Annotated in this window: 26 protein-coding genes and 1 tRNA gene; 17 read left to right on the plus strand and 10 right to left on the minus strand. The window is 43.2% G+C overall.

Annotated elements, in window-relative coordinates:
• Positions 1–24: 24 nt before the first annotated feature.
• Complete coding sequence (locus tag AZI87_RS07985; RefSeq protein WP_063206047.1) at positions 25–744, plus strand: response regulator transcription factor; 720 nt, start codon at positions 25–27, stop codon at positions 742–744.
• A gap of 56 nt (positions 745–800) precedes the next feature.
• On the opposite strand, the gene AZI87_RS07990 is transcribed toward AZI87_RS07985, so the two are convergent.
• Positions 801–1,817: a M48 family metalloprotease gene (locus AZI87_RS07990; protein ID WP_155722515.1), complete on the minus strand. Its 1,017-nt coding sequence runs from the start codon at positions 1,815–1,817 to the stop codon at positions 801–803.
• A gap of 121 nt (positions 1,818–1,938) precedes the next feature.
• Here AZI87_RS07990 and AZI87_RS07995 point away from each other — a divergent pair, with 121 nt between their 5' ends.
• Together AZI87_RS07995 and AZI87_RS08000 are read left to right on the plus strand one after the other, a co-directional pair.
• Positions 1,939–2,868: a protein-glutamine glutaminase family protein gene (locus tag AZI87_RS07995; protein WP_063206049.1), complete on the plus strand. Its 930-nt coding sequence runs from the start codon at positions 1,939–1,941 to the stop codon at positions 2,866–2,868.
• A 1-nt stretch (position 2,869) separates the two neighbouring features.
• Positions 2,870–3,145 (plus strand): hypothetical protein, encoded by a 276-nt coding sequence (locus AZI87_RS08000; RefSeq protein ID WP_063206050.1) that lies wholly within the window; start codon positions 2,870–2,872, stop codon positions 3,143–3,145.
• Here AZI87_RS08000 and AZI87_RS08005 read toward each other — a convergent pair whose 3' ends face one another.
• From AZI87_RS08005 to AZI87_RS08020, 4 genes are read right to left on the minus strand one after another with little or no spacing between them, the layout of a single operon-like run.
• A complete protein-coding gene (locus AZI87_RS08005; protein ID WP_063206051.1) occupies positions 3,146–4,705 on the minus strand; it encodes a DEAD/DEAH box helicase in 1,560 nt (519 codons plus the stop codon).
• Positions 4,706–4,734: 29 nt separating this feature from the next.
• Positions 4,735–5,667, minus strand: coding sequence for a tRNA adenosine(34) deaminase TadA (gene tadA / locus AZI87_RS18350; protein ID WP_301335610.1), 933 nt, complete (start codon positions 5,665–5,667; stop codon positions 4,735–4,737).
• On the minus strand, positions 5,667–6,416 hold the full coding sequence (locus AZI87_RS08015) for a TerC family protein (RefSeq protein WP_063206614.1): 750 nt from the start codon (positions 6,414–6,416) through the stop codon (positions 5,667–5,669). Before AZI87_RS08015 ends, tadA begins: the two co-directional genes overlap by 1 nt.
• 42 nt (positions 6,417–6,458) lie before the next feature.
• Positions 6,459–7,520, minus strand: coding sequence for a hypothetical protein (locus AZI87_RS08020; protein ID WP_063206052.1), 1,062 nt, complete (start codon positions 7,518–7,520; stop codon positions 6,459–6,461).
• 170 nt (positions 7,521–7,690) lie between these two features.
• Here AZI87_RS08020 and rpsU point away from each other — a divergent pair, with 170 nt between their 5' ends.
• The 12 genes from rpsU (at position 7,691) to AZI87_RS08080 (ending at position 20,813) form a co-directional block, all read left to right on the plus strand.
• Positions 7,691–7,885 (plus strand): 30S ribosomal protein S21, encoded by a 195-nt coding sequence (gene rpsU, locus AZI87_RS08025; protein WP_041872727.1) that lies wholly within the window; start codon positions 7,691–7,693, stop codon positions 7,883–7,885.
• 147 nt (positions 7,886–8,032) lie between these two features.
• The gene (locus AZI87_RS08030; protein ID WP_063206053.1) at positions 8,033–8,479 is read left to right on the plus strand and encodes a GatB/YqeY domain-containing protein; all 447 of its coding nucleotides are present in this window, start codon (positions 8,033–8,035) and stop codon (positions 8,477–8,479) included.
• 8 nt (positions 8,480–8,487) lie between these two features.
• Positions 8,488–10,347, plus strand: coding sequence for a DNA primase (gene dnaG / locus AZI87_RS08035; RefSeq protein WP_063206054.1), 1,860 nt, complete (start codon positions 8,488–8,490; stop codon positions 10,345–10,347).
• A gap of 14 nt (positions 10,348–10,361) precedes the next feature.
• Complete coding sequence (gene rpoD, locus AZI87_RS08040; protein ID WP_063206055.1) at positions 10,362–12,191, plus strand: RNA polymerase sigma factor RpoD; 1,830 nt, start codon at positions 10,362–10,364, stop codon at positions 12,189–12,191.
• Between the two features lie 152 nt (positions 12,192–12,343).
• The gene (locus AZI87_RS08045; RefSeq protein ID WP_063206056.1) at positions 12,344–12,805 is read left to right on the plus strand and encodes a hypothetical protein; all 462 of its coding nucleotides are present in this window, start codon (positions 12,344–12,346) and stop codon (positions 12,803–12,805) included.
• Between the two features lie 137 nt (positions 12,806–12,942).
• A tRNA-Met gene (locus AZI87_RS08050) sits at positions 12,943–13,019 on the plus strand.
• A 229-nt stretch (positions 13,020–13,248) separates the two neighbouring features.
• Complete coding sequence (locus tag AZI87_RS08055; RefSeq protein ID WP_155722517.1) at positions 13,249–15,696, plus strand: hypothetical protein; 2,448 nt, start codon at positions 13,249–13,251, stop codon at positions 15,694–15,696.
• A gap of 532 nt (positions 15,697–16,228) precedes the next feature.
• Entirely contained in the window at positions 16,229–17,722 is a 1,494-nt protein-coding gene (locus AZI87_RS08060; RefSeq protein WP_063206058.1) for a hypothetical protein, read from the plus strand.
• Positions 17,723–18,236: 514 nt separating this feature from the next.
• Positions 18,237–19,070 carry a hypothetical protein gene (locus tag AZI87_RS08065; RefSeq protein ID WP_063206059.1) on the plus strand — a complete coding sequence of 278 codons (834 nt, stop codon included), beginning with the start codon at positions 18,237–18,239 and terminating at the stop codon, positions 19,068–19,070.
• Positions 19,071–19,277: 207 nt separating this feature from the next.
• Positions 19,278–19,625, plus strand: coding sequence for a hypothetical protein (locus tag AZI87_RS08070; RefSeq protein ID WP_063206060.1), 348 nt, complete (start codon positions 19,278–19,280; stop codon positions 19,623–19,625).
• Between the two features lie 82 nt (positions 19,626–19,707).
• Positions 19,708–20,247: a DUF1697 domain-containing protein gene (locus AZI87_RS08075; RefSeq protein WP_081112150.1), complete on the plus strand. Its 540-nt coding sequence runs from the start codon at positions 19,708–19,710 to the stop codon at positions 20,245–20,247.
• A gap of 5 nt (positions 20,248–20,252) precedes the next feature.
• A complete protein-coding gene (locus AZI87_RS08080; protein WP_063206062.1) occupies positions 20,253–20,813 on the plus strand; it encodes a YdeI/OmpD-associated family protein in 561 nt (186 codons plus the stop codon).
• Positions 20,814–20,870: 57 nt separating this feature from the next.
• Here the strand turns inward: AZI87_RS08080 and AZI87_RS08085 are convergent, their stop codons facing one another.
• Positions 20,871–21,110: a hypothetical protein gene (locus tag AZI87_RS08085; protein WP_063206063.1), complete on the minus strand. Its 240-nt coding sequence runs from the start codon at positions 21,108–21,110 to the stop codon at positions 20,871–20,873.
• Positions 21,111–21,219: 109 nt separating this feature from the next.
• Positions 21,220–22,332 carry a sensor histidine kinase gene (locus AZI87_RS08090; protein WP_155722518.1) on the minus strand — a complete coding sequence of 371 codons (1,113 nt, stop codon included), beginning with the start codon at positions 22,330–22,332 and terminating at the stop codon, positions 21,220–21,222.
• Positions 22,333–22,628: 296 nt separating this feature from the next.
• Here AZI87_RS08090 and AZI87_RS08095 point away from each other — a divergent pair, with 296 nt between their 5' ends.
• The gene (locus AZI87_RS08095; protein WP_063206065.1) at positions 22,629–22,934 is read left to right on the plus strand and encodes an RNA recognition motif domain-containing protein; all 306 of its coding nucleotides are present in this window, start codon (positions 22,629–22,631) and stop codon (positions 22,932–22,934) included.
• A gap of 74 nt (positions 22,935–23,008) precedes the next feature.
• Positions 23,009–23,230, plus strand: a complete 222-nt coding sequence (infA, locus tag AZI87_RS08100) for a translation initiation factor IF-1 (RefSeq protein WP_063206066.1) — start codon at positions 23,009–23,011, stop codon at positions 23,228–23,230.
• A 10-nt stretch (positions 23,231–23,240) separates the two neighbouring features.
• Here the strand turns inward: infA and AZI87_RS18355 are convergent, their stop codons facing one another.
• The 3 genes from AZI87_RS18355 to AZI87_RS08110 form a co-directional block, all read right to left on the minus strand.
• Positions 23,241–23,375 carry a hypothetical protein gene (locus tag AZI87_RS18355; RefSeq protein WP_301335611.1) on the minus strand — a complete coding sequence of 45 codons (135 nt, stop codon included), beginning with the start codon at positions 23,373–23,375 and terminating at the stop codon, positions 23,241–23,243.
• 182 nt (positions 23,376–23,557) lie between these two features.
• On the minus strand, positions 23,558–23,956 hold the full coding sequence (locus tag AZI87_RS08105) for a winged helix-turn-helix transcriptional regulator (protein ID WP_081111043.1): 399 nt from the start codon (positions 23,954–23,956) through the stop codon (positions 23,558–23,560).
• Between the two features lie 20 nt (positions 23,957–23,976).
• Positions 23,977–24,429 (minus strand): nuclear transport factor 2 family protein, encoded by a 453-nt coding sequence (locus tag AZI87_RS08110; RefSeq protein ID WP_063206067.1) that lies wholly within the window; start codon positions 24,427–24,429, stop codon positions 23,977–23,979.
• Between the last annotated feature and the right edge of the window lie 281 nt (positions 24,430–24,710).

Consider the following 24,710-nt stretch of genomic DNA (forward strand, 5'->3'; position numbering starts at 1 on the left):
TTGATCGGGAGATAGTTTTCAAATATGAATATGTTTACTTCCAGCAATCCTTTGCGAGGTGCGGATTTGGCAGCAAAAAAGATTGTTATAGTTGATGACTACGAAGAGAGCTGTAAGCTTTTGGCTGAAATTCTCAGTGCGACGTACGAGTGCACCTACACTTCTGACAGCAACTCTGCGGTAAAACTTATTAATGAAAAAAGACCTGATCTTATTTTGTTAGATTACAAAATGCCTGGTTTGATGGGCGTTGATGTGTGCCGTATGGTGCGCGAAAGCGAAACAACGAAGAACACGCCCATCATTTTCGTATCAGGTGCGGCTACGATCGATGAAAGAATCAAAGCTTTCGAGACCGGAGCAGATGACTTTATTTCTAAGCCTTTCCACGTGAAAGAGTTGATTTTGCGAATCAAAGCTCGTCTTTCAGAAAAAGAGCCGGAAGCGGCTTCTGAGCTGACAGCTTCCAATTTGAAAATGAATCTTTTGTCTCGTCAGGTTTTCGTTGATGGTGAAGAGGTTGGTTTAACACCGAAGCAATTCGATATTTTGAAAATGCTTGTGGCGGCTAAAAACAATCTAGTCACTCGTGAAAAATGTCTGACAGAGATTTGGGGAGACACGGAAGTGACTTCTCGTAACGTGGATTCTCAGATCAACTATCTGAAACGTAAGATCAGTAAGTTCAATGGTCGTATCGTGGCGGTTCCTTCGCTGGGTTACCGTTTGGAATCACCGGAATAAGTTTTTAGAAAAATTAAAAGAAAAAGCCGGATGAACTCCGGCTTTTTTATTTCAAACTATCCTGTCTTTTGTTTTTTCTTTGTGAGTTCTCCGCAAAGCAGCTTCATGCGATCAAACTCTTTCGTTGAAACAATGGTGCGTGGTCCATTTCTTTGTTCGGCAGCCATTTGATTCATCTGCACAACACGCTCACGACTTGGTGGGTGTGTGCTCATGGCGTCTGCCAATGAAGAGAGCATTTTATTCTGTTCGCCTTTGGACTGTTCTTCCATCTTAAGAAGCTTTTCATAGAAAAGACCGACCTTGTCTTTATCGTAGCCAGCAGCTACGGAAGTTCTAAAGCCAATACGGTCTGCTTCCATTTCATCTTCCCGCGAATTTGCCATAAAGGCATATTTCTGAACTAACAAGCCGCCGCCGGCTCCGGCTGCAAGCCCATACGCCGTCGCTTTCTGCATGCATTGATCATCACCTTGGTTGCACAGAAGCTTCCCAATGCCATATCCCAAAGCGCCACCCAGAATTCCACCGCCCGCAGCGTACATCCAAGACTTACCTTCGGCTTTTTTCGCGGCATCCATGCGTTGAGCGGTGTGACGTGCTTTCACGTGACCGACTTCGTGCCCGATGACCCCTGCAAGTTCGGCTTCGGAATCCGCCATCGCGATCAGTGGGGCTGTCACAAAGATAGTTCCTGCGGGAAGGGCAAATGCATTCACGTAACCTACGTCGACAACTGTGAAGTTGTAGTTATAGGGATTTCCCTGAAGATTGTTCGCCGTCACTATCTTACGACCCAACTGAGAAATGTAAGACTGAAGCTGTGGGTTTTGCACAGGCGGATAGTCTTTGCGCATTTGCGGCAAAGCTTCCTTAGTCAGATTTCGTTCTTGATCGTATGTCAAAGTGGTTTCATCACCGCGCAGATTCCCCTCGCGTTGGCGGTGCTGTTCGGTCGAGCACGCCGCCATTAAAAGGGGAATGGAAGTCAGAAAAGTTCTTCTTCCCATTGGGGTGCTAATCCATTGATCTAAGACTTCATCGAGTTTTAATAGAGCTTCTTTTTGATTCATATAAAAACTAAAGCAAACGCCTTTCTGAAGAGCCACATTTTCTTTCGTGAAAACAGGCGAAAGTCCAGGTCAAACCCCTTGGGCCCGGGCGTAAAAATTCCGAAAAAGAAGCATGCGTTTTATGTACGTATTGCTATTTCTTTTTAGTTTCCATTTTTCTTGGGCCATCACCCCCGAAGAAGCCTGTCAGTTTAAGGAAGCCGTTCAAGCAGCGCCAGATGATTTTTCATCCCGCGATCGCATGATGGCGGAAGAGCTTTGCAGTGCCGCTGGTCACTACGAAGAACCTTTGCTGCCGGATCAGAACGCTTCAAAAAAAGTCGGCACCTCGGCGGCGATGACGGACTATTCCGAGTTCTATCAGTCACTTTCAAAGTCCTTAAACAGTTTAAATAAACCCGAGATCTGCGACCCGAAGGAAAACGCTCCGAAAGGCGTCGTTTATCCGACGATGACTTTAGCAAAAACGGCTGCCGGGAACATTCCGGTGTCTGTGTTGACGGAAGACGAAGCTAAAAAGATTTTCTCTGAATTTTCTAAAGACGAAAGATATGCTTTCGGTGCAACTCAAAACGGGTGCTACGCCCGCGCCCATATTTTTGCGCAACAGATGGAGAAAAAAGGTATTCGCGTCGCCAAGATGTTTTTAGAAGGGGAGCTCATCATTCCTGAAGAGAAGCGACAATATCCCGAAAACTACATGTGGAATTACCATGTGGCCCCCGTTGTCGCCGTTCAAACCAAAAAGGGAATTGAGTTGCATGTTTTAGATCCGGCTCTGTATGACAAGCCGGTACCGGTGAAGCAGTGGACAGATAAACTTTTGACGACTCCACAAGCGAAGAAAGAAGCTCTTGCGTACATCACTGATCGTTTTAATTTAGGGCCTTTACGTGGCGAAACTTTGCCCTCGGCCAAGAACGAACCCAATCGTTTGAAATGGCATGCTGCGGACACAGTTCAATCTGAGCAAGAATTAGAGGCTCGTCGTGAAGAACAAAGTATGTTGGCTTATGAGCGAGAGCAGTTAAAGCGCGAGAAGGGACTTTAAGATGAAATTCATTCTAGTGACGTTGCTTCTGTTTTCTCAAATCTCATGGGCGCAGACATCTACGCCGAAGTCGCAATCATTTACCGACAAAGTATATAAGATTGAAAACGTGAACGAAAAAGTGCGCGTGTCCTTTAAGCTTCATCCCAGCATTTATGAACTGACGGGTAACGAGCCGTTTATGGATAATCTCAAACAAAGTTTGAAATTAAAAAAACCAGTGAAGTTTTCCATCGATCAAAAGACACGCAAAATTATTGATGTGAAAGGGCCTTAGTTAGCCCTTTCTGCCAAATCCAAAAAATCTTCTTTTAGGTTTTTGACCTTCTGATTTTTTTCCACCGCTGTTAGATCCGCCACTATTTTTGTGGGGAGCTGCTTTGTGGGGTTTTCCACTGTGGCTTCCGCTATGGGAGCTTGCACTTTTCGAAGCTTCTGCTCTGTGAGGTTTGTTTCCCCCGTGAGAAGCATCACTTTTTCCTGAATCGTGTCTGTGTGGTTTATTTCCTCCGCCATGAGCAGGGCTTTTCGGTGCGCCTTTTTTAGAATCTGCGTGATGTGGTTTACCACCACCGCCACCAAAGGAGCGCTTCGGTTTTTGACCAGCGCGATTCTTGGCCTTGTTCTCTAGGCGTTGACCTTCAAGAATGGCTTTCGCTTTACCCGCACTCATGACTTGAGCTTTCTCAACAGCTTCAGAGTGATAAGGTTGATTCTTCACGACCGGAACCGGCTGACGAGTGACTTTCTCAATCGCGTACATGAAGGATTTTTCTTCCGCTGTACAGAAAGAGATCGCCGCTCCCGAAGCCCCGGCACGCGCCGTTCTTCCGATACGGTGAACGTAGCTTTCAGGAATATGGGGAACTTCAAGATTGATAACGTGAGTGATACCTTCGATGTCGATACCACGCGCAGCGATGTCCGTAGCAACAAGAACGCGAACGTCCCCGTTGCGGAAATCTTCTAGGGCTCTTTGGCGAGCGTTTTGAGATTTATCACCATGGATGCCCGCCGCCGTGATGTTCGCTTTGACAAGTTTATCTACGACACGATTTGCCCCGTGTTTCATTTGCACGAAGACCAGAACTTTATAAAGATCATTGTCGTTTAGAAGATGAATCAATAGATCCAATTTATCTTTCTTCTCAACGTACATCACTTTTTGATCCACTTTTTCTGCCGTCGAAGACGTCGGCGTTACTTCCACTTTTTCTGGATTTACTAAAATGCTGTGCGCGAGTTTAGAAATCTCAGGTGGCATCGTTGCCGAAAAGAATAAGTTATGACGTTTCTTAGGAAGCAAAGGCAGAATGCGTTTAATATCCTGCATGAATCCCATATCCAGCATACGATCGGCTTCATCCAGGACAAAGATTTCCACTTTATCCAAACGTAAAAACTTTTGAGAAAATAAATCTAACAAGCGGCCCGGAGTCGCAACCAGAATATCAACACCCGCTTGCAAAGCTCTGACTTGCGGGTTTTGTCCTACGCCACCATAGATGACGGCATGTTTTAGCTTTAAGTGCTTGCTGTAAGCTTCAATATTTTCGTGAATTTGAATCGCCAACTCACGTGTCGGAGTTAAGATCAAAGCGCGCGGGCATTTTGCCTCGGGACGCGTATGATGTTTTGCTAGGTTCTGCAAGATCGGCAAACTAAACGCGGCCGTTTTTCCAGTTCCTGTTTGGGCAATACCCAAAAGGTCTTTCCCTTGCAAAAGAATAGGGATGGCTGCCAACTGAATGGGAGTTGGATTTTCATATCCTGCTTCTTTTAACGCAAATTGAAGAGGGGCTATTAAGGGAAGATCGGTAAATTTTGTCGTTGTCATGAAAGGCCGTTGTAACAGCCTAAAGGCCTTTAGCGCAAGGCGGATTTCTTTTGAGCGGTTTTCAGCAATTTTTGCACTGCCCACAGGATGTCTTTGTTATATGCAAAGATCTGTGAAGCATCTTTTGTTCTCATCCAGGCAACACCTTTGTGATAATCGGCATCGTCCACTTTATGAGGGGGAGTCCATTCCTGATCTAACTCTGCCAAATAGAACACAGTTCGACAGGCGTGCACTTTTCCATTCCAAGGGAAGTCGTACTTTCTTTCAAAGGCCGTTTCTTCAATAATGCGGACCTTATAACCTGTTTCTTCCAGACATTCGCGGGCGGCGGCTTCGGGAAGGCTTTCACCAGGCTCAATCGCGCCCCCAGGTAAAAAGAAATAAGGGGCTTGTGACGTTGGATCTACGGCATGAAATCCCAGAATTTGATTTTTGTGAACCACCACAACGGAGGTTCGTTCACGATAGACCTTTTCGGATTTCTCTGTCTTTTTTTCTTCACGGCGGTCTTGAAAGAAGCCTTGCAGAAGGGCCGCGCACTCTTCAGCTAGAACACCGCCAGCCACTTCCACTTGATGATTTAGTCGAGCGTCGTTCAGTACTTGGTAAAGGCTTTGAACCGCGCCACCTTTAGGATCCGAAGCGCCATAGACCACGCGTTTTATTCGAGCTTGTTGAATCGCTCCGGCGCACATCACACAAGGCTCTAGCGTGACATACAAAGTGCAATCACTCAGTCGCCAGCTTTGTTTTTTTTGTGAAGCTTTATGAAGGGCAAAGAGTTCAGCATGTCCCAAAGGAGTCTGCTGTCGCTCACGAGTATTGATTGCCCAAGAAACCAGGCCTTCAGGTCCAACAAGAAGAGCGGCAATAGGAACTTCTCCTTTGTCCGCTGCTTTACGCGCAAGATTTAAAGCCTTGCGCATCCAATATGAGTCTTGTTGGGAGATAGAGGACACTATTTTTCCTCGGCCACTCTTTCACGAAGCTTAACGTGATCCTTCACACTCGCTTTACGCATGCGAATGTTCAACATCTCAACACCGACGGAGAATGCCATCGCGAAGTAAACATATCCTTTTGGAATGTGAACTTCTAAAGCCTCGACAATCAAAGTGAAACCGATCATCAGAAGGAAGCTCAACGCTAAAATTTTCAATGAAGGATGGGAATCAACGAAATCGCTGATGCTTTTCGCAGAGAAAATCATAACTGCGGTCGAAGCTAGAACCGCCGCGATCATCACGGACAATTCTTTCACCATACCTACGGCAGTGATAACAGAGTCTAACGAGAATACGATGTCCAAAAGAAGAATCTGGATGATCACCGCACCGAAAGAATGCGCGACGTTCTTAGACTGACTTCCATCAACGCCCTCAAGCTTGTGATGAATTTCAGCCGTACTTTTAACGATAAGAAACAAACCACCCAGAAGCAGAATCAAGTCGCGACCTGAAATCTCTTGGCCCAGGGCAGAGAAAATAGGCTCTGTAAGACCGATGATCCAAGACAAAGAGAACAAAAGCAAAATACGAGTCAAAACCGCAAGACCCAAGCCCGTCATGCGCGCTTTTTGCTGTTGGTCTTTAGGAAGTTTGCCAGCAAGAATCGAAATAAAGATAACGTTGTCGATTCCGAGCACAAGTTCCAAAGCGAACAATGTACCAAAGGCAATCCAGATTTGAGGGTTCGAAAGCATTTCCATCATAGTGGTAAAACTCCTTTATGAGCTAAAGGAGTTTATAAACTACTTTGTGGCTTTTGGGTATTTAAGATCTCTTTGGTAGAACGCTTCTAGCCAAGATTTTTTGGGAAATAAAACATCCCATTTCTTTTCTAACGAGTAAGCCATGTACGGCGTTTGCACGCGGTAGTTCCATTCACCTTGGAGGCTAAGCACATGGAAAGTGAAGCTCTCAGCAAAGTCTTCATAAGGTGAAACGGCCGCATAAGTTGAAACGAAGTTTGTCTGATCCAGTTGTCGATAGAAGCTTTCCATGTCGGCGACTGTCAGGCGTTCATTACAACCATAAAAACAAAGCTTATCCCAAAGTGGAAAACGTTGTGCATCCTGTGGATACATCGGGTTTTTCCAGCTTAAAGCACCAAAAGAATTTGCCGCGGGAACCATTTTCCCAAACTCGACCGGATCCCACTTGCTCAAATCACAAGTTTCATTCGCAGGGCAGACAAATTCATTCGCGGAATTTGCAAAATCTAAAATATGACCGATTTCGTGAATGAAAATATATTGAAGCGCGGACAAGCTATGCGGAAGGATAACTTCGACTCGCGGTCCATCTGGTAAGTGTACAAAAGGAGGGGCGATAATGCCGAAAGCTTTTTGCTCTTTCCAACCGAAGACGGAAGTCGCGTCGTATGCTGTTTCTAAAAGTGTACGGCGAACCCCGATAAAAGAACCTTCGACCTCGCCTTTTTCGTTGGCGCGAATGATACCCGCATAGGCTAAAGACTCCACATCACTTTCAACGAAAATAGCATCAAGTCCGCAAAAAGCCTTTTGCAGCTTTTCGGGCAAAATATCGTAGATCTTTTCAATGGGGGCGGCGAAGTTTTCGGACCCGCTAAGACACTGGCGGGGGCCATTCGGTGAAGATGAGTTATCCACCAAACAGATCACTTGTTTGATGCGGTCTCGGCAGCTAACTGAATTCAACGGAGTGAATCTTTGGCTAGGGGTGCGTTCAATTTGGAATTCTGAGGGCTTCAGGATGTAAAAATCCTCCCAGGCAAAGGCCGCCGGAGTTAAGGATAAGACCAGTAATATCAAACAGATAAGATTTCTCATAAACACCCCTCGATGAATTTTTCCCGTGCTTTCCCTGGCTGCGCAATAAAAAAGCACATTGGAAATAATAATTCATCGCGTTAAGACCCCGAGACTTGCGCCTTTTATGCCGCTTTGTTATACACTCATCTCTCATTTTCCACATCGAAGGGCAGGTGATTGTCGTGGCAATGGTTAAGATCAAAGACGGTGAGTCTTTTGAATCTGCTTTCAGAAAATTCAAAAAATCTTGCGAAAAAGCAGGAATTCTTTCTGAAGTTAAAAAACGTGAACACTTTGAAAAGCCCTCAGTAAGACTTAAAAAGAAGTCTCTTGCAGCTCGTAAACGCGCTGTAAAAAAATCGAGAAAAGGCTGGAACGACTAGTCCTTCCTTTGCGAAGATAGTTTTTCAAGAGGCGGCCCAAAAGGTCGCCTCTGTTCTTACAGACAGACTGTTGAATAAGACCCATCCGACTTCATTGAACTTCTTGCGGCTGCGCCTTTTTGAACAGTCTTACTCTCGGAGGTATCGATGGAAATCAAAGATCAAATCACTGCGGATATCAAAGCCGCGATGCTCGCGAAAGACAGTGCTAAGTTGGGAGCTCTTCGTATGCTCCAAGCCGCGATCAAAAACCGTGAAATCGACATGCGCCCGAACCCAATCACAGGTGATGAAGTTCTTGGCGTAGTTAAAAAACTTGTTAAGCAAAGAAAAGAATCTATCGAGCAGTTTCAACAAGCAGGTCGTCAAGACCTTGTAGATCAAGAATCTGCAGAGTTGAAAGTTCTTGAAGTTTATTTGCCAGCACAAATGAGCCGTGAACAAATCGAAGCTCTTGTAACTGAAGTGATTGCAGCTACTGGCGCGAAAACTGTGAAAGACATGGGACCTGTGATGAAAGAAGTCATCGCTCGTTCTGGCGGTGCGGCTGATAACAAAGTAGTAAGCGAAGTAATCAAATCTAAACTTGCGTAAGAAGGTTCATGAGATTTTCTCAAGACTTTATCGAGAGAGTTTCCGAGGCCAATAACCTCGTCGATATCATCTCTCAATATACTCAGTTAAAACCAAGTGGTAGCGGCCTTATGGGCCGCTGTCCATTTCCTGATCACGTCGAAAAGACGGCGTCGTTCTCTGTTTCTGAGACGAAACAAGTCTATCACTGCTTCGGCTGTCACAAGAGTGGAAATATGTTTTCATTCTTACGTGATTACCAGGGTATGAGTTTTCCTGAAGCGGTCGAGTATCTTGCTAATCGCGCTAGCATTCCAATGCCAGCTCCTGAAAAGAACGAAGGAGCTCAAGACCAAGTCGCTGAAAAAAAGAAGTTGTTGTTAAAAGTAAATAAGCTCGCAGCTCATTACTTTTCAGAGCAACTTCACCGTGTTCCTAACGATCATCCGGTGAAAAAATATATCGCCAGCCGTGGCCTTTCTAAAGAAGTCATCGAGACTTTCGGGATTGGCTATGCGGTTGCCGAATGGGATGGGCTAGAAAAGCATTTAGCTTCTCACAACATCTCTATGGCCTTGGCCGAAGAAGCGCGTCTGGTAAAGGCTCGCACGAATAAATCCGGTTACTTTGATATCTTCCGTGATCGTTTGATGTTCCCGATTTTCTCGGCGATGGGTGAGCCTATTGCTTTCGGTGGACGTTATTTAGAGAAGAAAGAAAACGAACCGAAGTACCTGAATTCTCCTGAAACACCGGTCTTTATTAAGGGGAAAGTGCTTTACGGACTTTCTCAGACCGCTCGTTATATCCGCAGTGATGACATGGCCCTTATTGTAGAGGGGTACATGGATTTAGTTTCTTTATATCAGGCGGGTATTCGTAACGTCGTTGCGACAATGGGAACGGCTTTGACGCCGGATCATGGGAAAATGCTTAAACGCATGACCAAAAACGTGGTGGCGATGTTTGACGGCGACTCTGCCGGAATGGAAGCCGCCGAACGCAGTCTACCGATTCTACTAGCTGCCGATTTGTATCCAAAGGGCCTGACGCTTCCGAACAGCATGGACCCTGACGATTACGTGAAAAAGTATGGGGCGGAAGCCTTGAAGGCCGAGCTTGATAAGGCTCCAGACCTTTTTGTGATGATTTTAGCGCGTTGGATGGAAGGTTATCGGGGCGAGGCTTCGGAAAAAGTGAAGCTCGCAGATAAGCTAAAACCTTTATTTGAGGTCATCCCGGACTTGCGCTTAAGAGATCTGTATTTGGCCGAGGCCGCCCAAAAAATGAGCGTAACTCTGCCCTGGTTGCGTCAAGCTGTCGGAATACAGGGAAGTGGTCCTGTTTCTTCGCAAAACCGTTCGGCTATGACTAGGACGGTGCAGCCAAGCCCGCAGACTAACCCTCAAGGCCCGGCTCCCGTGTCCCAATCAGTAGAGGGTGGCAAAATCTCCCTTAAAGGAGCCTCTAAAGCTGAACTTCTGCTATTAGGATTGGTACTCAAAAGTCGTGCCAATTTTGATCAATTTGTGAATGAAAAATTGCTTGAGAGCGTCGCCCACGACGGAGTGAAAAAGATCCTAGAAAAGGCGACGGATGTGTATAGACAAGATCTTAATAAGTTTGATAAGTTGACCAGTCTGCTTGTCTCTTACGTCGATCAGCCTGAATATTTATTTCAAGCCGGTCCACAAGCTGAAACCGAGCCAGGGTTCGATGAAGAGGCCGAGATGAAGCTCTTGCGTGATTGCTTTAAACGCGTGCGTGAAAATTTCTTAAGAGAGCAAGCAAAGCAATTGGCGCGAGATCTTAAAAACGAACCTAGTTCGGAAAAGTTGGAACAGATTATGAATATTCAGAGAAACCGAATCTCTCTGAATAAAGGGTAAAAGGCGGGGTATTGATGAAACCGAACCTACCAAACAAACAAGAGAAAGAGCCCGTAAAGGTTCTTTCCCTGCAAGAACAAGAAACGTTGATTAAAGAAGAAATTCAACGATTTCTGAAGCTTGCGAAGGAAAAAGGCGCGTTGACTATTGAAGAGATCAACGACCTTCTTCCGCCTGAAATTATCGCTCCTTCGGTGCTCGATGCATTCATGCACGCGCTTGAGGGTGGTGGTGTAGTAATTTCAGACTTGTCTGAAACTTCGAAAGAAGAAGAGGGCGAAGGAGCATTCCTTGAAAGCCCGGATTCTGAAGACGAAGAAATAGATGATGAAGAAAAAGCCGAAAGCGAAGACGTAAAGGGTAATGACCCTGTTCGTCTTTATTTGCGTAAAATGGGTAGCGTCTCTCTTTTAACTCGTGAGGGTGAAGTTGAGATTGCCCGTCGTATTGAAAAAGGGGAGCGTGAAATCGTTCGTGCGATCCTTTTGTCACCTCTAGGTACGTACGAGATCATTCAACTTGGTAAACGTCTTGATGAAGGCCGTATCAAAGTTAAATCGATCTTCCGTGGTCTTGAGGACGAAGACACTCAGTACGATGAAAAAGAGTACATCGATAAGATTCATGAACTTATCGGTAAAGTGACTGAGTACCAAAAAGGTGCTGAGAAGCTTTTCATGGTTCTTCGTAAAGAAGAAACCAATACTCCAGCTCGTCAAGCCGCTATGAAAGAACTTGTTGTGATGAACGATAAGTTGATGGCGAACTTCGAGTCTGTGAACTTCAACCGTAAAACTATCAATCGCGTTGTGATCAAGTTCAAAAACTTGGTGAACCGTATCGGAACTCTTCGTCGTCGTATCAAAGACGGTGTTGAGCGTACGTTCTCTAAAGACGTTGCAGCTATGGCTGAGCGTATGAAGTTGATCGATGCGAACGAAAAAGAATTAACAAGAATGACTCGCGACACGGGTTTGAACTATCAAAAGTTCAAGTCTTACGTGTTACAGGCTCAAGAAGCTGAAAAACGTATCAAGCGTTTGGACTCTGAGACTGAGATGAACCACAACTGGGTTAAGGAAACTTACACAGCGATCTGGAAAGGTGAGCGTGAGGCCGATGCAGCGAAATCTGAATTGGTTGAAGCAAACTTGCGTCTGGTGGTTTCTATCGCGAAGAAGTACACGAACCGCGGTCTTCAATTCTTGGATCTAATCCAAGAAGGTAACATCGGTTTGATGAAAGCCGTTGATAAGTTCGAATACCGTCGTGGTTACAAGTTCTCGACTTATGCGACATGGTGGATCCGTCAAGCGATCACTCGCGCGATTGCCGATCAAGCTCGTACAATCCGTATCCCTGTGCACATGATCGAGACCATCAACAAGCTTGTTCGTACATCTCGTTATCTTATCCAGGAACTAGGCCGTGAGCCGACCCCTGAAGAGATCGCAGATAAGATGGACATGCCGGTTGATAAAGTTCGCAAAGTTTTGAAAATCGCTAAAGAACCAATCTCTTTGGAAACTCCAGTGGGTGAAGAAGAAGATTCACACTTAGGTGACTTTATCGAAGACAAAAAGGTTATCAATCCTGCAGAAGCGATTGTGAACCTGAACTTGGCTGAGCAAACTCGCCGTGTTCTTTCGACTTTGACTCCAAGAGAAGAAAAAGTTCTTCGTATGCGTTTCGGTATCGGTGAAGAATCCGACCACACTCTTGAAGAGGTTGGTCAAGACTTCAACGTGACTCGTGAACGTATCCGTCAGATCGAGGCGAAAGCTCTTCGTAAGCTTCGTCATCCTTCACGCTCGAACAAGCTTAAGGCGTTCGTTGATAGCTAGAGCGCGTTCTTAAAACTAATTTAAGCTCTTTAAAGGGGACTTTTTTCGGAAAGTCCCCTTTTTTTTAGAATCTTTTTCATCTTTTATATTCCTGACAAATCGTTCGGAAATTTTCTTGTATGATCCCTCCAGTTTTAAAACTGGAGGTTAAAATGAAATCAGTTCTTTTCGTGGCTGTTTTGCTTTTGTCTCACTCCGCTTTCGCTATTGATTCCGCTGACAAAGTCATTAAGTCCGTTGAATGTTCCGCTGAAAAAACGCCTGATTTGGTTCAGTACACAGGCAACGACACGGTGGCGACCGTGTATCTAAAAGCTGAACGTGCGACCCCTGACGAGCCGTTGCGTATCAATTATACCGAAGAGTTTTGGGCAACGACGGGCAATGGCCCTCAACACCGCGTGCTCACGGTTCGTGACGTCGCTTGTACAACACTTTGGTATCGCTCTCGTGCTTCATCCTTTGTCGGACGTGCCCACTATGAATTGACCTGCTATGAAGGCGGCTCTCTTGTGCGCCTGGATTTAGATTCTAAGGCCAAGAACGGAGTTTACTTAGGTGTTGCCGGTCTGACAGGTCGTTTTGCTTTGGCTTGTTCGTACACGAAGTTTTAATTTATCGCTGATTTAACTCTACACAGCGTCAAAAGGGTCCCCATCGGGACCCTTTTTTATTTTTAAACGGTGGCTGCTATCATGTGCGGTTGATAGTGTTCATTAGGTTTGATACGGTAAAGTCATCTCAGACTTCCGGGGGGCTAGCTTAGTTGGTTAAAGCACGGTGCTCATAACACTGGGATCGGGGGTTCAAGTCCCTCGCCCCCTACCATTTTCTACTTCAGATTTTCAGCTTTCGCAGATTTTTAATAAAAACAAATAACATTACACAGTTAGCCGTAAGAGGCCCCGGTGTTCCGCTTTCCTTTTAAATCACTTCAAAACACTGCAATTGCGGAAGTTTGTAGGAAGGCTTGTAGTACTTTTAAAAAGTACTACAACGTGATTTATTGAATAATGATTTTCTCATTGTTGTTTGAAGGCAGGTGAAAATGGGTCCAATGCTTTTGATAGATAAGTCTTTAGTAAATGGCTTAGGAAGAAGCCATATCCCACTTCTCCATCGCTCTTATCATGTTGTGATTTCCCCAACATTAATACGTGAAATTTTGGGCGATTTGGTCAAAGAGGACGGAGATAAAGATCCCCAGGAAACAGTTTCTTTACTTGCCGGTCGCACGACAGATGGCAGTGCGTTTGTTCTCTCTGATTATAGAAAAATGGCTTTTGCATCACTGACTGGAGAAGAGGTCCCTCTTACTGGGCAAATACCTTCTTTTGAAGCGGTAACTGTGCGTAATAAAAGAGGGGAGCTTGGGTATATTCTCGAGCAGCCAAAAGAAATTGAACTGTTAAGAAAATGGAAATCCAAGCAATTTAGTGCACAAGAATTTGAGACAGCTCAATACATTAGAAATGCGGGAACTTTTGATTCCAGTACTCTAAAAAAGAACTGTAAGGAAATTTTAAAGAGCCGTCCTGGATTTCAATCTTTAGATAAATTGGTTGAGTGGGTTGATTCTGATTTCATTGGTACTATGACTAAGCAGGAGAAGTTTATTAGCGCGGTAAACTTACTTGGGCTATTGCCTCATCAAAAGAAGAGGGTATTTGAGGCTTGGAATAGAGAGTCTTGTCCTCCACTCGAGGTTTATTCCCCTTATGTTAATTTTATTCAGAGAGCCGTCTACATTTACAACTTTGGCATTGCTTCAGAAAAGTTGCCCTCCGGTAAATCTGCAAAATCGCACGTCGATTTAGAATATATTTTATATTTACCCTTCTGTATGGCATTTGCTTCAGGTGATCGCTTTCATCAAAAGATATCACCGTTTTTGATGAGGCCCGACCAGACATTTCTCTACAAGGATGATGTACAAAAAGATTTAAAGATTATCGACTCGTTAAGCGATGGAGATGACCCTAGAGAAAAGCTTGCAGAGTTCGATGCGTCCTTAACTCTAACCTCTTGGTTGGAACACCTAGATGGGATCGGCAGGGCTTCGCAAAAGAACTCTTCCCGTGAAAACAGTGCCGACGAACTGAGTATATCAGAAATCATGGGTATGATCGATAATAGCTATGTAGTTTCGGATGGGAAGAGATACAAAGAATCAAAATTTCATCAGTCTATAAAGGAGCTAGATTTAGAGCAGAGAAACCACATTCTGCTGGATCTTGTAGAGCATGAGCTTGGTATAAAACAAGGGCTCTCGTTCAAGGAACGACGAGAAACCTTTGGGGTTGAGAACGTAAAAAGATTTTACAGTTCTTACGCGGATATCTGGCCTCCGGACACCGACTATCTGTCGATGTTAAGGCAACCCTCAGGAAAAAATAGAGCATGTGTGTATATTGATTTTTCTACCGAACCTGTTTCAAGGGTGATTCCATTTTTGCCAATTTATTTCGATTCTTTTCTGATGGTTGATCCCGCTCTTCATCCATGGAGCATGAAGCCTGAGATGAATCCCATCGCGAGTCCAGAGAAATTTATCCTAGATACCTATGAATATCTAAATAGTGTGATATTCGTAATGCCACAGATTTTAATGAAGAGACTTAGTTTTGTTCCCGATCCTTCTAACTTTAATTCGACAGTTCGAGAAGATTTAGTAGGTCGGGCGAAAAAGAGAGTAAAATCATCGACTCCTAGTGCGCGGGACCTTGAAACACTCCAGAGGAAATCTCGCCGCATGATCGCTGATTGGCTAGCTTGTCTTCCGGAGGATAAGTTTAAAGAGCAGATTAAAATGTATGACCCTTCTCTTTCTGAAATGCAAATTATTGATTGTATGAATTACTTCCGAGAGGAGAGAAGAAAAGATCCGAGGCATCTGCCAAATTTTGACTTATCTAAAAAAGGAAGTATTCAGTTTTGGCGTACAGGTGGCAACTTAGAACAAATGATGTTGGTTAGCGAGCTGACGAGCTCTGTTCCGATTTTTGAAAGCGATATGAGACTGGCAGAAGTATGCGAAATATCAGATCCGCAATCAGAATTTCATGATTCCCTGACGTTCGATGTTCCTCTTTTTGTATCTAATGATCCATTTCTAGCAGAGATTATTCGAGATCTTGATCCGTTTACAGAAATGAGAAAATTAATAAATGATTTGCTTAGGTGGAAAGAAAAACCTGTTATTAAAATACCAGCTGAATTGTCTAAAGATTTAGTAGGATGTGCGCAAGCTTTGGAAAAGCATTTAGATGAAATAGGAAAAGCCATTCATCTGGCATTTTCTGAAGACAATCACAAAATGGAAGAGAATTTCTTCGCGGACTCTCATGCGATTTTACGGTTTCACGTAAGAACCCTTAATCAGCTTGGTATTGACATCAAAAGGAAAAATTCCGAATTGATTGGTAGTGCTGATAACAACGCCAACGTTTTTGTATTTGCAGAAGTGATTCTGCGTGATGGATTTGTGTATCGGGACTTTGTCTAGAGGTTCACAGATAAAGAAGATGTCATTGGAAGCCCTCAGGGAGGATAAGATATCCTATTTTGACCCAATACGCTTCGCGCGCCTTTACCCATATGGACGTAGTGGGGCCTTGTAGAAGAAAAATTTACTACCTACAAAGACACGTACAGAAAGTTTTTTTTAAGTATTTGCGTGGGGCATTTAATTTCGCAGTTAATAACGAAATAATTTTAAAGACACTATTTAAATTTATTAGTCTTCCTGCACTCAAAGCTGCTGCACAAGCACTTGTAGGAAATTTTCTATGCATTGCTCTTTATTGTTGTCGTTCCTTTGTTCAACATATGTAATGGGAAATCAATAGCATATGCGCAATAAAGGCTCTCAATTTTGATTTCCTCAAATCAAATACATCTTTGTTTTTCATGCTAAATCATGGCATTTGAAGAATCTTGTAGTGACTTACTGTCTAGTTTTTTTGATAACTACCGTTTTTGTAGTTCACAAACTATAGTTTGTATAGATCCGCGGGTTGCGTGTTTTGGAGGATAGTTTGAAGAATTATATTAAAATTCCTAAAGAGTCTTGGAAGAGACGGGGGCGTCGCTATTTCAGTGGTAAGGTTTTAAAACTTTTCTCAAAGTATAATTTGGGTTTTCAGATTGAGGCCGTTGAATCAATTAAGAGCTATGCCCGATATGCCCGTAAAGATAAATGGAACAATGCTGTTCCTCCGGAGACAGACCTCCGATTAGATACGATTAGCCTCCCTATTATTATCACCTATGCCGAATGGCTGCGTGTACATTCGCGGCTGCCGAAGCTCTTTAGCGAATTCCCACAGAAAGAGGGATTTCCGCGTAATTCACTTAGGGAGGTATATGAGCGTATTCAGAAAATTACTGAATCATCTGTTCAAGTGCGGTCTTCATCACCTATTGGATACATCCAAATTCCGGAAAGCGACGACTTATTTAGGTTAACCAAAATAGTGAAAATTGACGTTGTTTCTTTTTTTAAGGGACATATTGGAATTGTTTTTACATGTTCGGTCGGTTCTAGCCTTCATGCTGAGATTGAGGAGCTTCTCCGAACTCATTTCTATTCAGATGTGTATTTGTATGCTCCCCCTTTAAAACGAATTTTCAGAACGTGGGGAATGCAAGCTGGAAACGGTACAATACACAAACAAAAAGTATTGAAAGAAAAAATCAACACTGTGAAAAATGAGTTACTTGGTTTTTTTAAAGGATACCTTGGATTAGGCGTGGCGCAATCAAGAGCATTGATTCCCTCATTAGATATATGGCACTTTGACTGTGGAACCTTAATGAAGCCATATCAACAAGAATTTTGGTCTGTTCTGGACCATACGCCTCGGAAGTTCTCCTATTATCGGTCTGAAAAAGGAAAGTACTCTCTTACTTTGCCCGATCTAAGTGAGTTCGACGCATCGGTAAAAATCGTAGCTAATCTTGACCGTATTAAGCCTGGAACTGGAGAGCGAAAGAGCGTCCATGAAGCGAGAAGTAATCTTGAATTTTTTAATACCGACTTTTCGCTTTTATGGTTCTACTATTTTCATAATTACCAGTTAGTGGAGACTATAGGAAGCGAGATGCATCATGCTGCCGAGAAATCTAGTTTTTGGAGTTTGAAAAATTTTAAGCTTCGTGACTATCTTTTGGAAATCGAATTTCGATTAGATACTCTAGCCAAAGACTTCGATTTAGATTTCCAATACAGGGAGATAGGGTCGGACTTTCTAAATTGTGAGTCTTTGCGAAGACGGAAAAAAGTTCGTCTGGACGATGAAATTAAAAACGGAATTTTGTTTCAAAAAGAGAAGCTTGAAAGGTCGGTTCAATCATTGCGTAAGTTTTTGGATAATGCTGTTGAAACAAGAATTGCCAATATAAATATTTTAACCCAGATTCTGGTTTTAATTCTGGGGCTAGTTACTGTTTATGATCAATCAGAAAAAACGCGAGAGGCTATTTTGTCTATTTGGGAAAGCGTTACTTTTTGGTTTATAATTCTTTTTTAAATACCAAATGTCAGTCGATATTAGGGATGAACTATACTAATTCTATGCCTCGACGAGAGTGTCCCTATTGCTCGAAATGGCTAGTAATGATTATCAAATGAAACATCAAAATTTTTCTTACTTCCACTTGGCAAAAAACTCGTACTTAGCAATTACATGGTCTTCAGGTGATTCGCATAATTTCTTTCCGGTGTTTTTCCAGGTGAACAAATCGTTTTATTAATTGGCAGAGGTACTTAATACGCTATTAAGTATAAGATGAAATCCAAAAAGGAAGATAGCTATTCGGTTGACCGACTAGATGAAGAATCGCTTTGCAAACCCCTGTTTTTCAAACAGTCAACTACGCATTTTAGCGTCTGAACCAGGTCTGAGTGCCTTCAGAGCTTCTTCAAAGTACGATCTATTGGAAAAAGGGGTATGATATTCAAACAACGAACGTTTTAGGTGAAATTATACCACGGAATGTCTGATGCGCAGATTTGAACTTTTTGAATAGGTTGAAAGAAAGAGCATGGCGCGGTTTGTAAAGAGATACTTAAGTCATTTAGTCGTCTGTATAGGCAGCCTTCATAAGGCTTTAACTAAAAGGCGCAGTGTGCCTAGTTTTGCCTATCAGTTAGATCCTTTTTTTGGTCGTGTAGAATTGTCCGGTAAAAAGAATTTTCAACCCAATTTTTTAATAGAAAGAGACGGGAGAATTATTCTAAGGATTCGTTTGTCGGTGAAAAATGAAAGATTAAAAGAGGAGATAATTGCTAAGCATTTTCTTAAGTATCTTCATCAAGAGGGTGAAAGAGGGCGAAGCTTTGAGATATTGAAACGGGACAAACCATGGGACTTTGAAATTCAAAGTGATTCCGGATTATTTAATATCGAAATAACGTCAATTGCAGATAACGAACGGCATTTTATTTGGTTAAATGATCAGGATAAAATGGGGGGACTTCTCAGTAATAAGGCCCCTACAGAACGAGATTTTGATATTATAAAAAAGCACGTTAATACTGAGTTTCGGGAGCGGATCAGAAAGAATTTTGCGGAGATTGGTTTCGGTGGAAAATATATTCTAATAGGCTCTCATCCAGGTATTCAAGGAACATACGAAGACATGATTTTTACGGCTATACAAAAGAAAGCCTTAAAACCGCATTCAGGTAAAGAGAGTACAATAATCCTAATTGAGAATCGAACCTCTGGGATGAATCCAGAGGATATACTACGCCTTCGTGCGAACCTGGGCAGCAAATTACGGTCTTTACCTTTCTCTGAAATCTGGATTTATACCGGTTGCTATTCGGATGATGACGGCAACAATTCGTCATTCGTTCTTAATAAATTAAAGTAAGGGACCTTTTAGGTTAGTAATCTTTGGATTTATGTGGACATGTAATTAAATTATTAAATATTTAATTCTCTGAGCCAAAAAGCTCCTCTCTTCTTTAGTGCTCCCTAATGGTGACTTGGGTGACGGGTTTTAATTATTTCGAGACGAGAAATTTGACTCTGTTACGAGTTGGGATCATTGATTTAACTTGTTGGAGAAGTGATCTTTATGAAGACTTTGATTTTTTCGTTTTTGATGATGGGTCTTTTTGGTTCTTTGGCGGTTCAGGCGGATCCGGTTAGGGCTTTGTGTTCGACTACTATTAAGTGTGCTAATGGCACTGCTACTTGTACGGCGGATCCTCAGCAGTCGGGGGGGACTTCTTTGGAGGCGGCTTCTTGTGGGGCGGTGTCTGGGAAGTACCGAAGTTGTAAGTATACGGCGTCGATGGAGTCTAGAAACGACATTGTGAAGCGGGAACGGTTTGTTTGCTGTAACGCTAATGGTGATGCGGTTTCTTTCTCTGAAAGAGCCAGCGTTGATGAAAGCTGTGCTTCTCCGGGTGTTGTTCAGTAATTATCCTAAACAATCAGCTAAAATTTGATGTCTTGTCTTCGTTGGCCTTGAAGTTCCTTCTTAAACTTCTTACAACTGAAGTATGGGATATTACATAGTGTTTTTACGAGCGGTGACTCCTACTGGGAAAAATAAAGTTCCTATGGCGGAGTTTCGCAAGCTTCTTGAGCAGAATAAGTTTTCTGATGTACGGACTTATATTGCTAGTGGGAATGTTCTTCTTAGAACTTCCTTGGAAGCTCGTGAAGTTGAGAAAAAGGTACGGGCTCTTATCAAAAAGAACTTTGGTGGGGATTTGGATACTTTTGCTCTGACGCCGGACGAGCTCGCGCGTGTTCTTAAAGAGAGTCCTTTTAAAAAGCCCGACGGAAAGACGCACTACTACACTTTGCTTTCCGATATGCCCAGTGCTTCTGCTCAGAAGGCGTTTTCCGTAATTGATTTTTCTCCCGATAAGATCGTACTTAAGAAAAAAGTGGTCTATGCAGAGTATCGCACTCTGATTAGTGAATCTAAGTTTAATAACAACTATTTTGAAAAGAAGCTTTCGGTACGAGGGACGACTCGTAATTTTAATACGATGTCGAAGCTTCTTGAAATAGCACGCGAGATGGTTGGATAGATTCGATGCAGATTAAATTCTTTAAAAGTAAAAATGAACTTCATAAGTGGCTTCAGAAGAATCACGATAAGGCTTCTGAGGTCTGGATTGGTTTTTACAAAAAGGATTCCGGCAAGAAAGGCATCACGAACCAAGAGGCGTTGGATGAAGCGCTTTGTTTTGGATGGATTGATGGGATTCGTAAGGCTGTCGATGAGATCAGTTACTGCAATCGATATACTCCCCGTACGGCGCGCAGTAAATGGTCTAAGATTAATACCGAACATGTGCAGCGTTTGATGAAAGATGGCCTGATGCAGCCTGCGGGCTTAGCGGCGGTGAAGGCTGCGAAAGCGGATGGTCGTTGGGATGCGGCTTATGCTTCGCCGAAGAATTCCGAAGTGCCGGAAGAGTTTCTTAAACAACTCAAAAAGAATAAGAAGGCGAGTGCGGCATTCAAAAAGTTAGATAGAAGAAATCTTTTTTCAATCTCGTACCGACTGCAAAACGCAAAAAAACAGGAAACCCGCGATCGGATGATTCAAAAGTTCATAGATAAGTTAGAACAGGGTGAGCCTATCGTATAAAAAAAAGGCTGCGGATCTCGCAGCCTTTTTTATTTCATTCCATTTTTTAGGAAAGAACTATTTGCAGTCGCTGCTGATAGCTTTTTCTGCGTTTTGGTATTTAGCGTAAAGCTCTTCGTATTGGCCCATGTAAAGCTCAAGAGTGTCAGAGTTTCTTGTTTCTCTCATTTTCTCTCTCAACCAGTTCAATTCTTTTGCAAGATTGTTTTTGTAGTCTACTAGTTGGCCGCAAGAAAGGCCGTAAGCGTGAGAAGTGGATACTGCAAAAACCAAAGCTAAAGCGATAAGTGCTTTCATGGAATCTCCTTAATTGTGTTTATAATGCCTGGGGAACTTACTCAGAGCCCTCTGAAAGCGCAAGATTTGGGGCAGAGAGAATAAAATTTACAGTCTGAGAAAGCCCGTATTAGTTTTCAGCGTTAATTACGGGCAAAGAAAAGAAGATCGATGTTCCGTGATTAGGCTTGGAGTCGGCCCATATTTGGCCTCCGTGCAGCTCGACGACTTTGCGACACGTGGCCAGTCCAATTCCTGAGCCAGAGAGCTGTTTGCCCGAGTTCAATGTCGTGTACAGACCAAAAATAGTGTCCTTTTCCTTTGGGTCGAATCCGATTCCCTGATCTTTAATGCAAAATACCCACGAACTTTGTTCAGGTCGGCTTTGCACGGTGACTTTGATGCGTGAAGGCTTTGTACCTCGAAACTTGATCGAGTTAGAAAAAATATTCTGGAATACCTGCACCAGAAGTTCAAAATCACCATACACAGAAGGAAGCTCATCAGATTCTATCTGAGTTTGTGTCTCTTGAATGGCGCTGTGTAAGTTTTGAATTGAAATTTTTAGGACATCGTTGAGATCCACTTTCTCAAAAGGAATGTTTTTTCCCGAAAGGCGAGCATAGCTTAACAAGCGGTCGATAAGCTTGCGCATTCTTTCTGCGGCACCCTCAATAATTGGAATATATTCGTTACCTGGCAAAGCCTGTCCTAACTCTTCTTCCAACAAACTTAAGTACCCTGAAATTGTCGCTAGCGGAGACTTAAGATCATGAGCTGCAACACCAGCAAACTGTTCTAGACTTCTATTACTGGTTTCGGCCTTCGTCAGGGCATCTTCGGTTCTTTGGCCCTTTGTGGTCACAAACTCTGTGACTGCCAGCGAGATCACGGCGTCGATGGCCTCATCGACTTTATTTCTAGCCTCATAGCTAAGCTCATTTTGTTTTTGCAGTTCTTCATTAACGGCTTTGCGTAGCAGACTGAATTCTTTTAAAAGTTGTGGAAGAGGAAAACTAGTCAGTGCGGCTTTCGCTCTTCCGTAGGGTGCCGACATGCCATCGGTTTCTAAATGACGGAATGTGAAACGACTGTCTGAGTTTATGTAGCTAAGTAGATCATCCAGAAAAGGAGGAACAGCATCCAGAAGAGCATCAGAGTTGTTCGTCACAGATGATTCTTTTGAAAGCATCTCCGTCAGTCGGTTCGTTACATTCTTCTTAATTGTTTCAGTCTCTCTCACCTGATCATGTCTCCCTTTCACTCTTTTTTATAACATCATGAAATCTTCAGAAACAGAGAGGTTGTGAAAAGACTTAGTGCCGGACTCGACTTTGTTTTCGCACAAATAACATGAGACTGAATATTTTTCGTCTCAAACACGTCCTCTTCGATCTGAGCTCGATTTGAACGTTTCGATTTTGGTTATATCTAATTGAGGGGGAGTGTGTTCTACTAACGGCAACAAGTCGTTCACATCCTTCATTAGATTCCCTTTTGTCTTTTGCGAATGGCCCCTAGCTTTTTATGGAGGCAATTATGGGAAGAAAATTATACGTCGGAAACCTTTCATTCACAGTGGATTCAGAGCAACTAGGCACTGTCTTTTCAGAGGCAGGAAGCGTGGCTTCCGTCAATGTACTGACCGATCGTGAAACAGGTCGAAGCAAAGGTTTTGCGTTTGTCGAGATGTCGACAGATGAAGAGGCACAGGACGCGATTCATAAATTAAACGGCATTGCCTTGTCAGGTCGTCCCTTGAATGTTTCTGAAGCGCGTCCTCAAGAAAATCGTTTCTCATCTAATAGACGTGGTGGCGCCTTCGGGTCTCGCCGTTCTTATTAGTCACAGAATTTCAAAATTAATTTCCTAGTCGGTGTTGCCCACCGGCTAGTTTTCTATTCGTAAAGCAAGGTACTATGGCAAAAGATGATTTGGTAAATGTCGAAGGTAAAGTCGTCGATCTTTCTGGCGGTGGTGTTTATTCAGTGACTCTGGAAAATGGAGTCTTGGTCAAGGCACGCCTTTGTGGAAAAATGAAAAAATTCAATATCAAGGTTGTCGTCGGCGATCGCGTCAGTGTCGGAGTGTCGCCTTACGATCCTAGTCACGGGCTGATTCTTCACCGTCACAAATTCTAGTGGTGAAATTCTATTGAGTTCCGATAATACCCATAGAGGCCGGCGAACGGGCTTCTTCGGTGCGGGCGCAATTTGAATAGAAAAAGCAAAGAACCAAATAAATCACGGATAGAGCCAGAAAGCCTCTTATCTTATTATTTTTCATTCCATGAACTCCCTGGCTCAGTTCTGCAAAGATCTATTTTTATTTTTGCAAAGAATGAGATTTTCTACTCGTAAAAAAAGTGAATAGCCTCATCTTGAGTCGGGGTTTCACGAAAGATTTTTTCTTAGTTTTGCTAAGGACTTATCCGTCTTTAGGATGTCTCGCAATTAGAATGGCGCAAATCACTTAATTTTGCGCAGCTTGCTCTCATTTTCTATGGCCCAATCAAACAGCACGGAAAGTGTGGGCATAAGGCTTCGGCCAAACGGGGTGAGCGAGTACTCCACTCGGGGAGGAATTTCGGGATAGACCTCTCGTGAAATAAAGCCCCACTCTTCTAAAGACTTTAAAGTTTGAGCGAGCATCTTTGGCGAGATGGTCGGTATTTGCTTTTGAAGTTCATTATAGCGTTTGGTCCGTTCAAGAAGGGCGACAAGAACAATCATTGTCCATTTGTCGCCCAGGAATCGTGCCGCTACGCTAAAGATACATGTTTCATCGAACAGGGGTTTTTTAATGACACGCTCTAAGGTCGTTTCAACCTTATGGTTAAGCACTTCTTTTTCAGTTCTTTTGTTCATTTAAAAAACCCCTGGGCACGCTACATATTTGCTGTAGCCCCGTCGTATTTATTGTTCTCTCCGAGCGCCGTTTGTAAAACCAGTGGATTCCAAAAATCCTTGTAGCTGTCGATCTTTCCGTTTGTTGTTTTCACGACGGAAATATACGTTTGATTGTACGGGCGTCCGTTCGTGACCATCTTACCAAAACCTTTAAATTCAGCAATCACAAGGTTTGGATCTTCAGTCAGATGATATGTGGGTTTTGTAAACTCAATCTTCAAGTAATTCGGGAAGTGGCGGATGTATTCGTGAATTGCTTCATTGCCGCTGACCTGGGCTGGGTATTCCTTAAGGCCGAAGGGAAATTCCAAGACGCCGCCTTCGTTCCATAGAGCCATCCAGGCACTGATATTCCCTGTAGAAAGATACTCAAGATGCTTTTCGAAAGTCTCTTGCGCTTTTGTTCTGATTGATTCGTTTTGTGTTTTCATGTGCGATATCCTTTCTTTTAGTGAGTCGCTTTCTGAAGGATAGTTGAAATCTAAAATATTGGAAGTACGCACCTTTTTGTGCTTTGGTTACGAAAAGGAAAGTAATGAGGCCATTTCGATCTGAAGCTAAAACCCAAGAGCGCCTGCGTTAAATTTACAGGACGAATAGCTGTACAAAAGGTGTCAGCCAAATTTGTCCTTGGCCATTTTGATTCTCATCTTGGTTCGCTAATACCGATGGAGTTGCAGATAACAGGGCGTACCTTTTGCTCTTTCATAAG

This window comes from Bdellovibrio bacteriovorus (assembly GCF_001592745.1).
Lineage (GTDB): Bacteria > Bdellovibrionota > Bdellovibrionia > Bdellovibrionales > Bdellovibrionaceae > Bdellovibrio > Bdellovibrio bacteriovorus_B.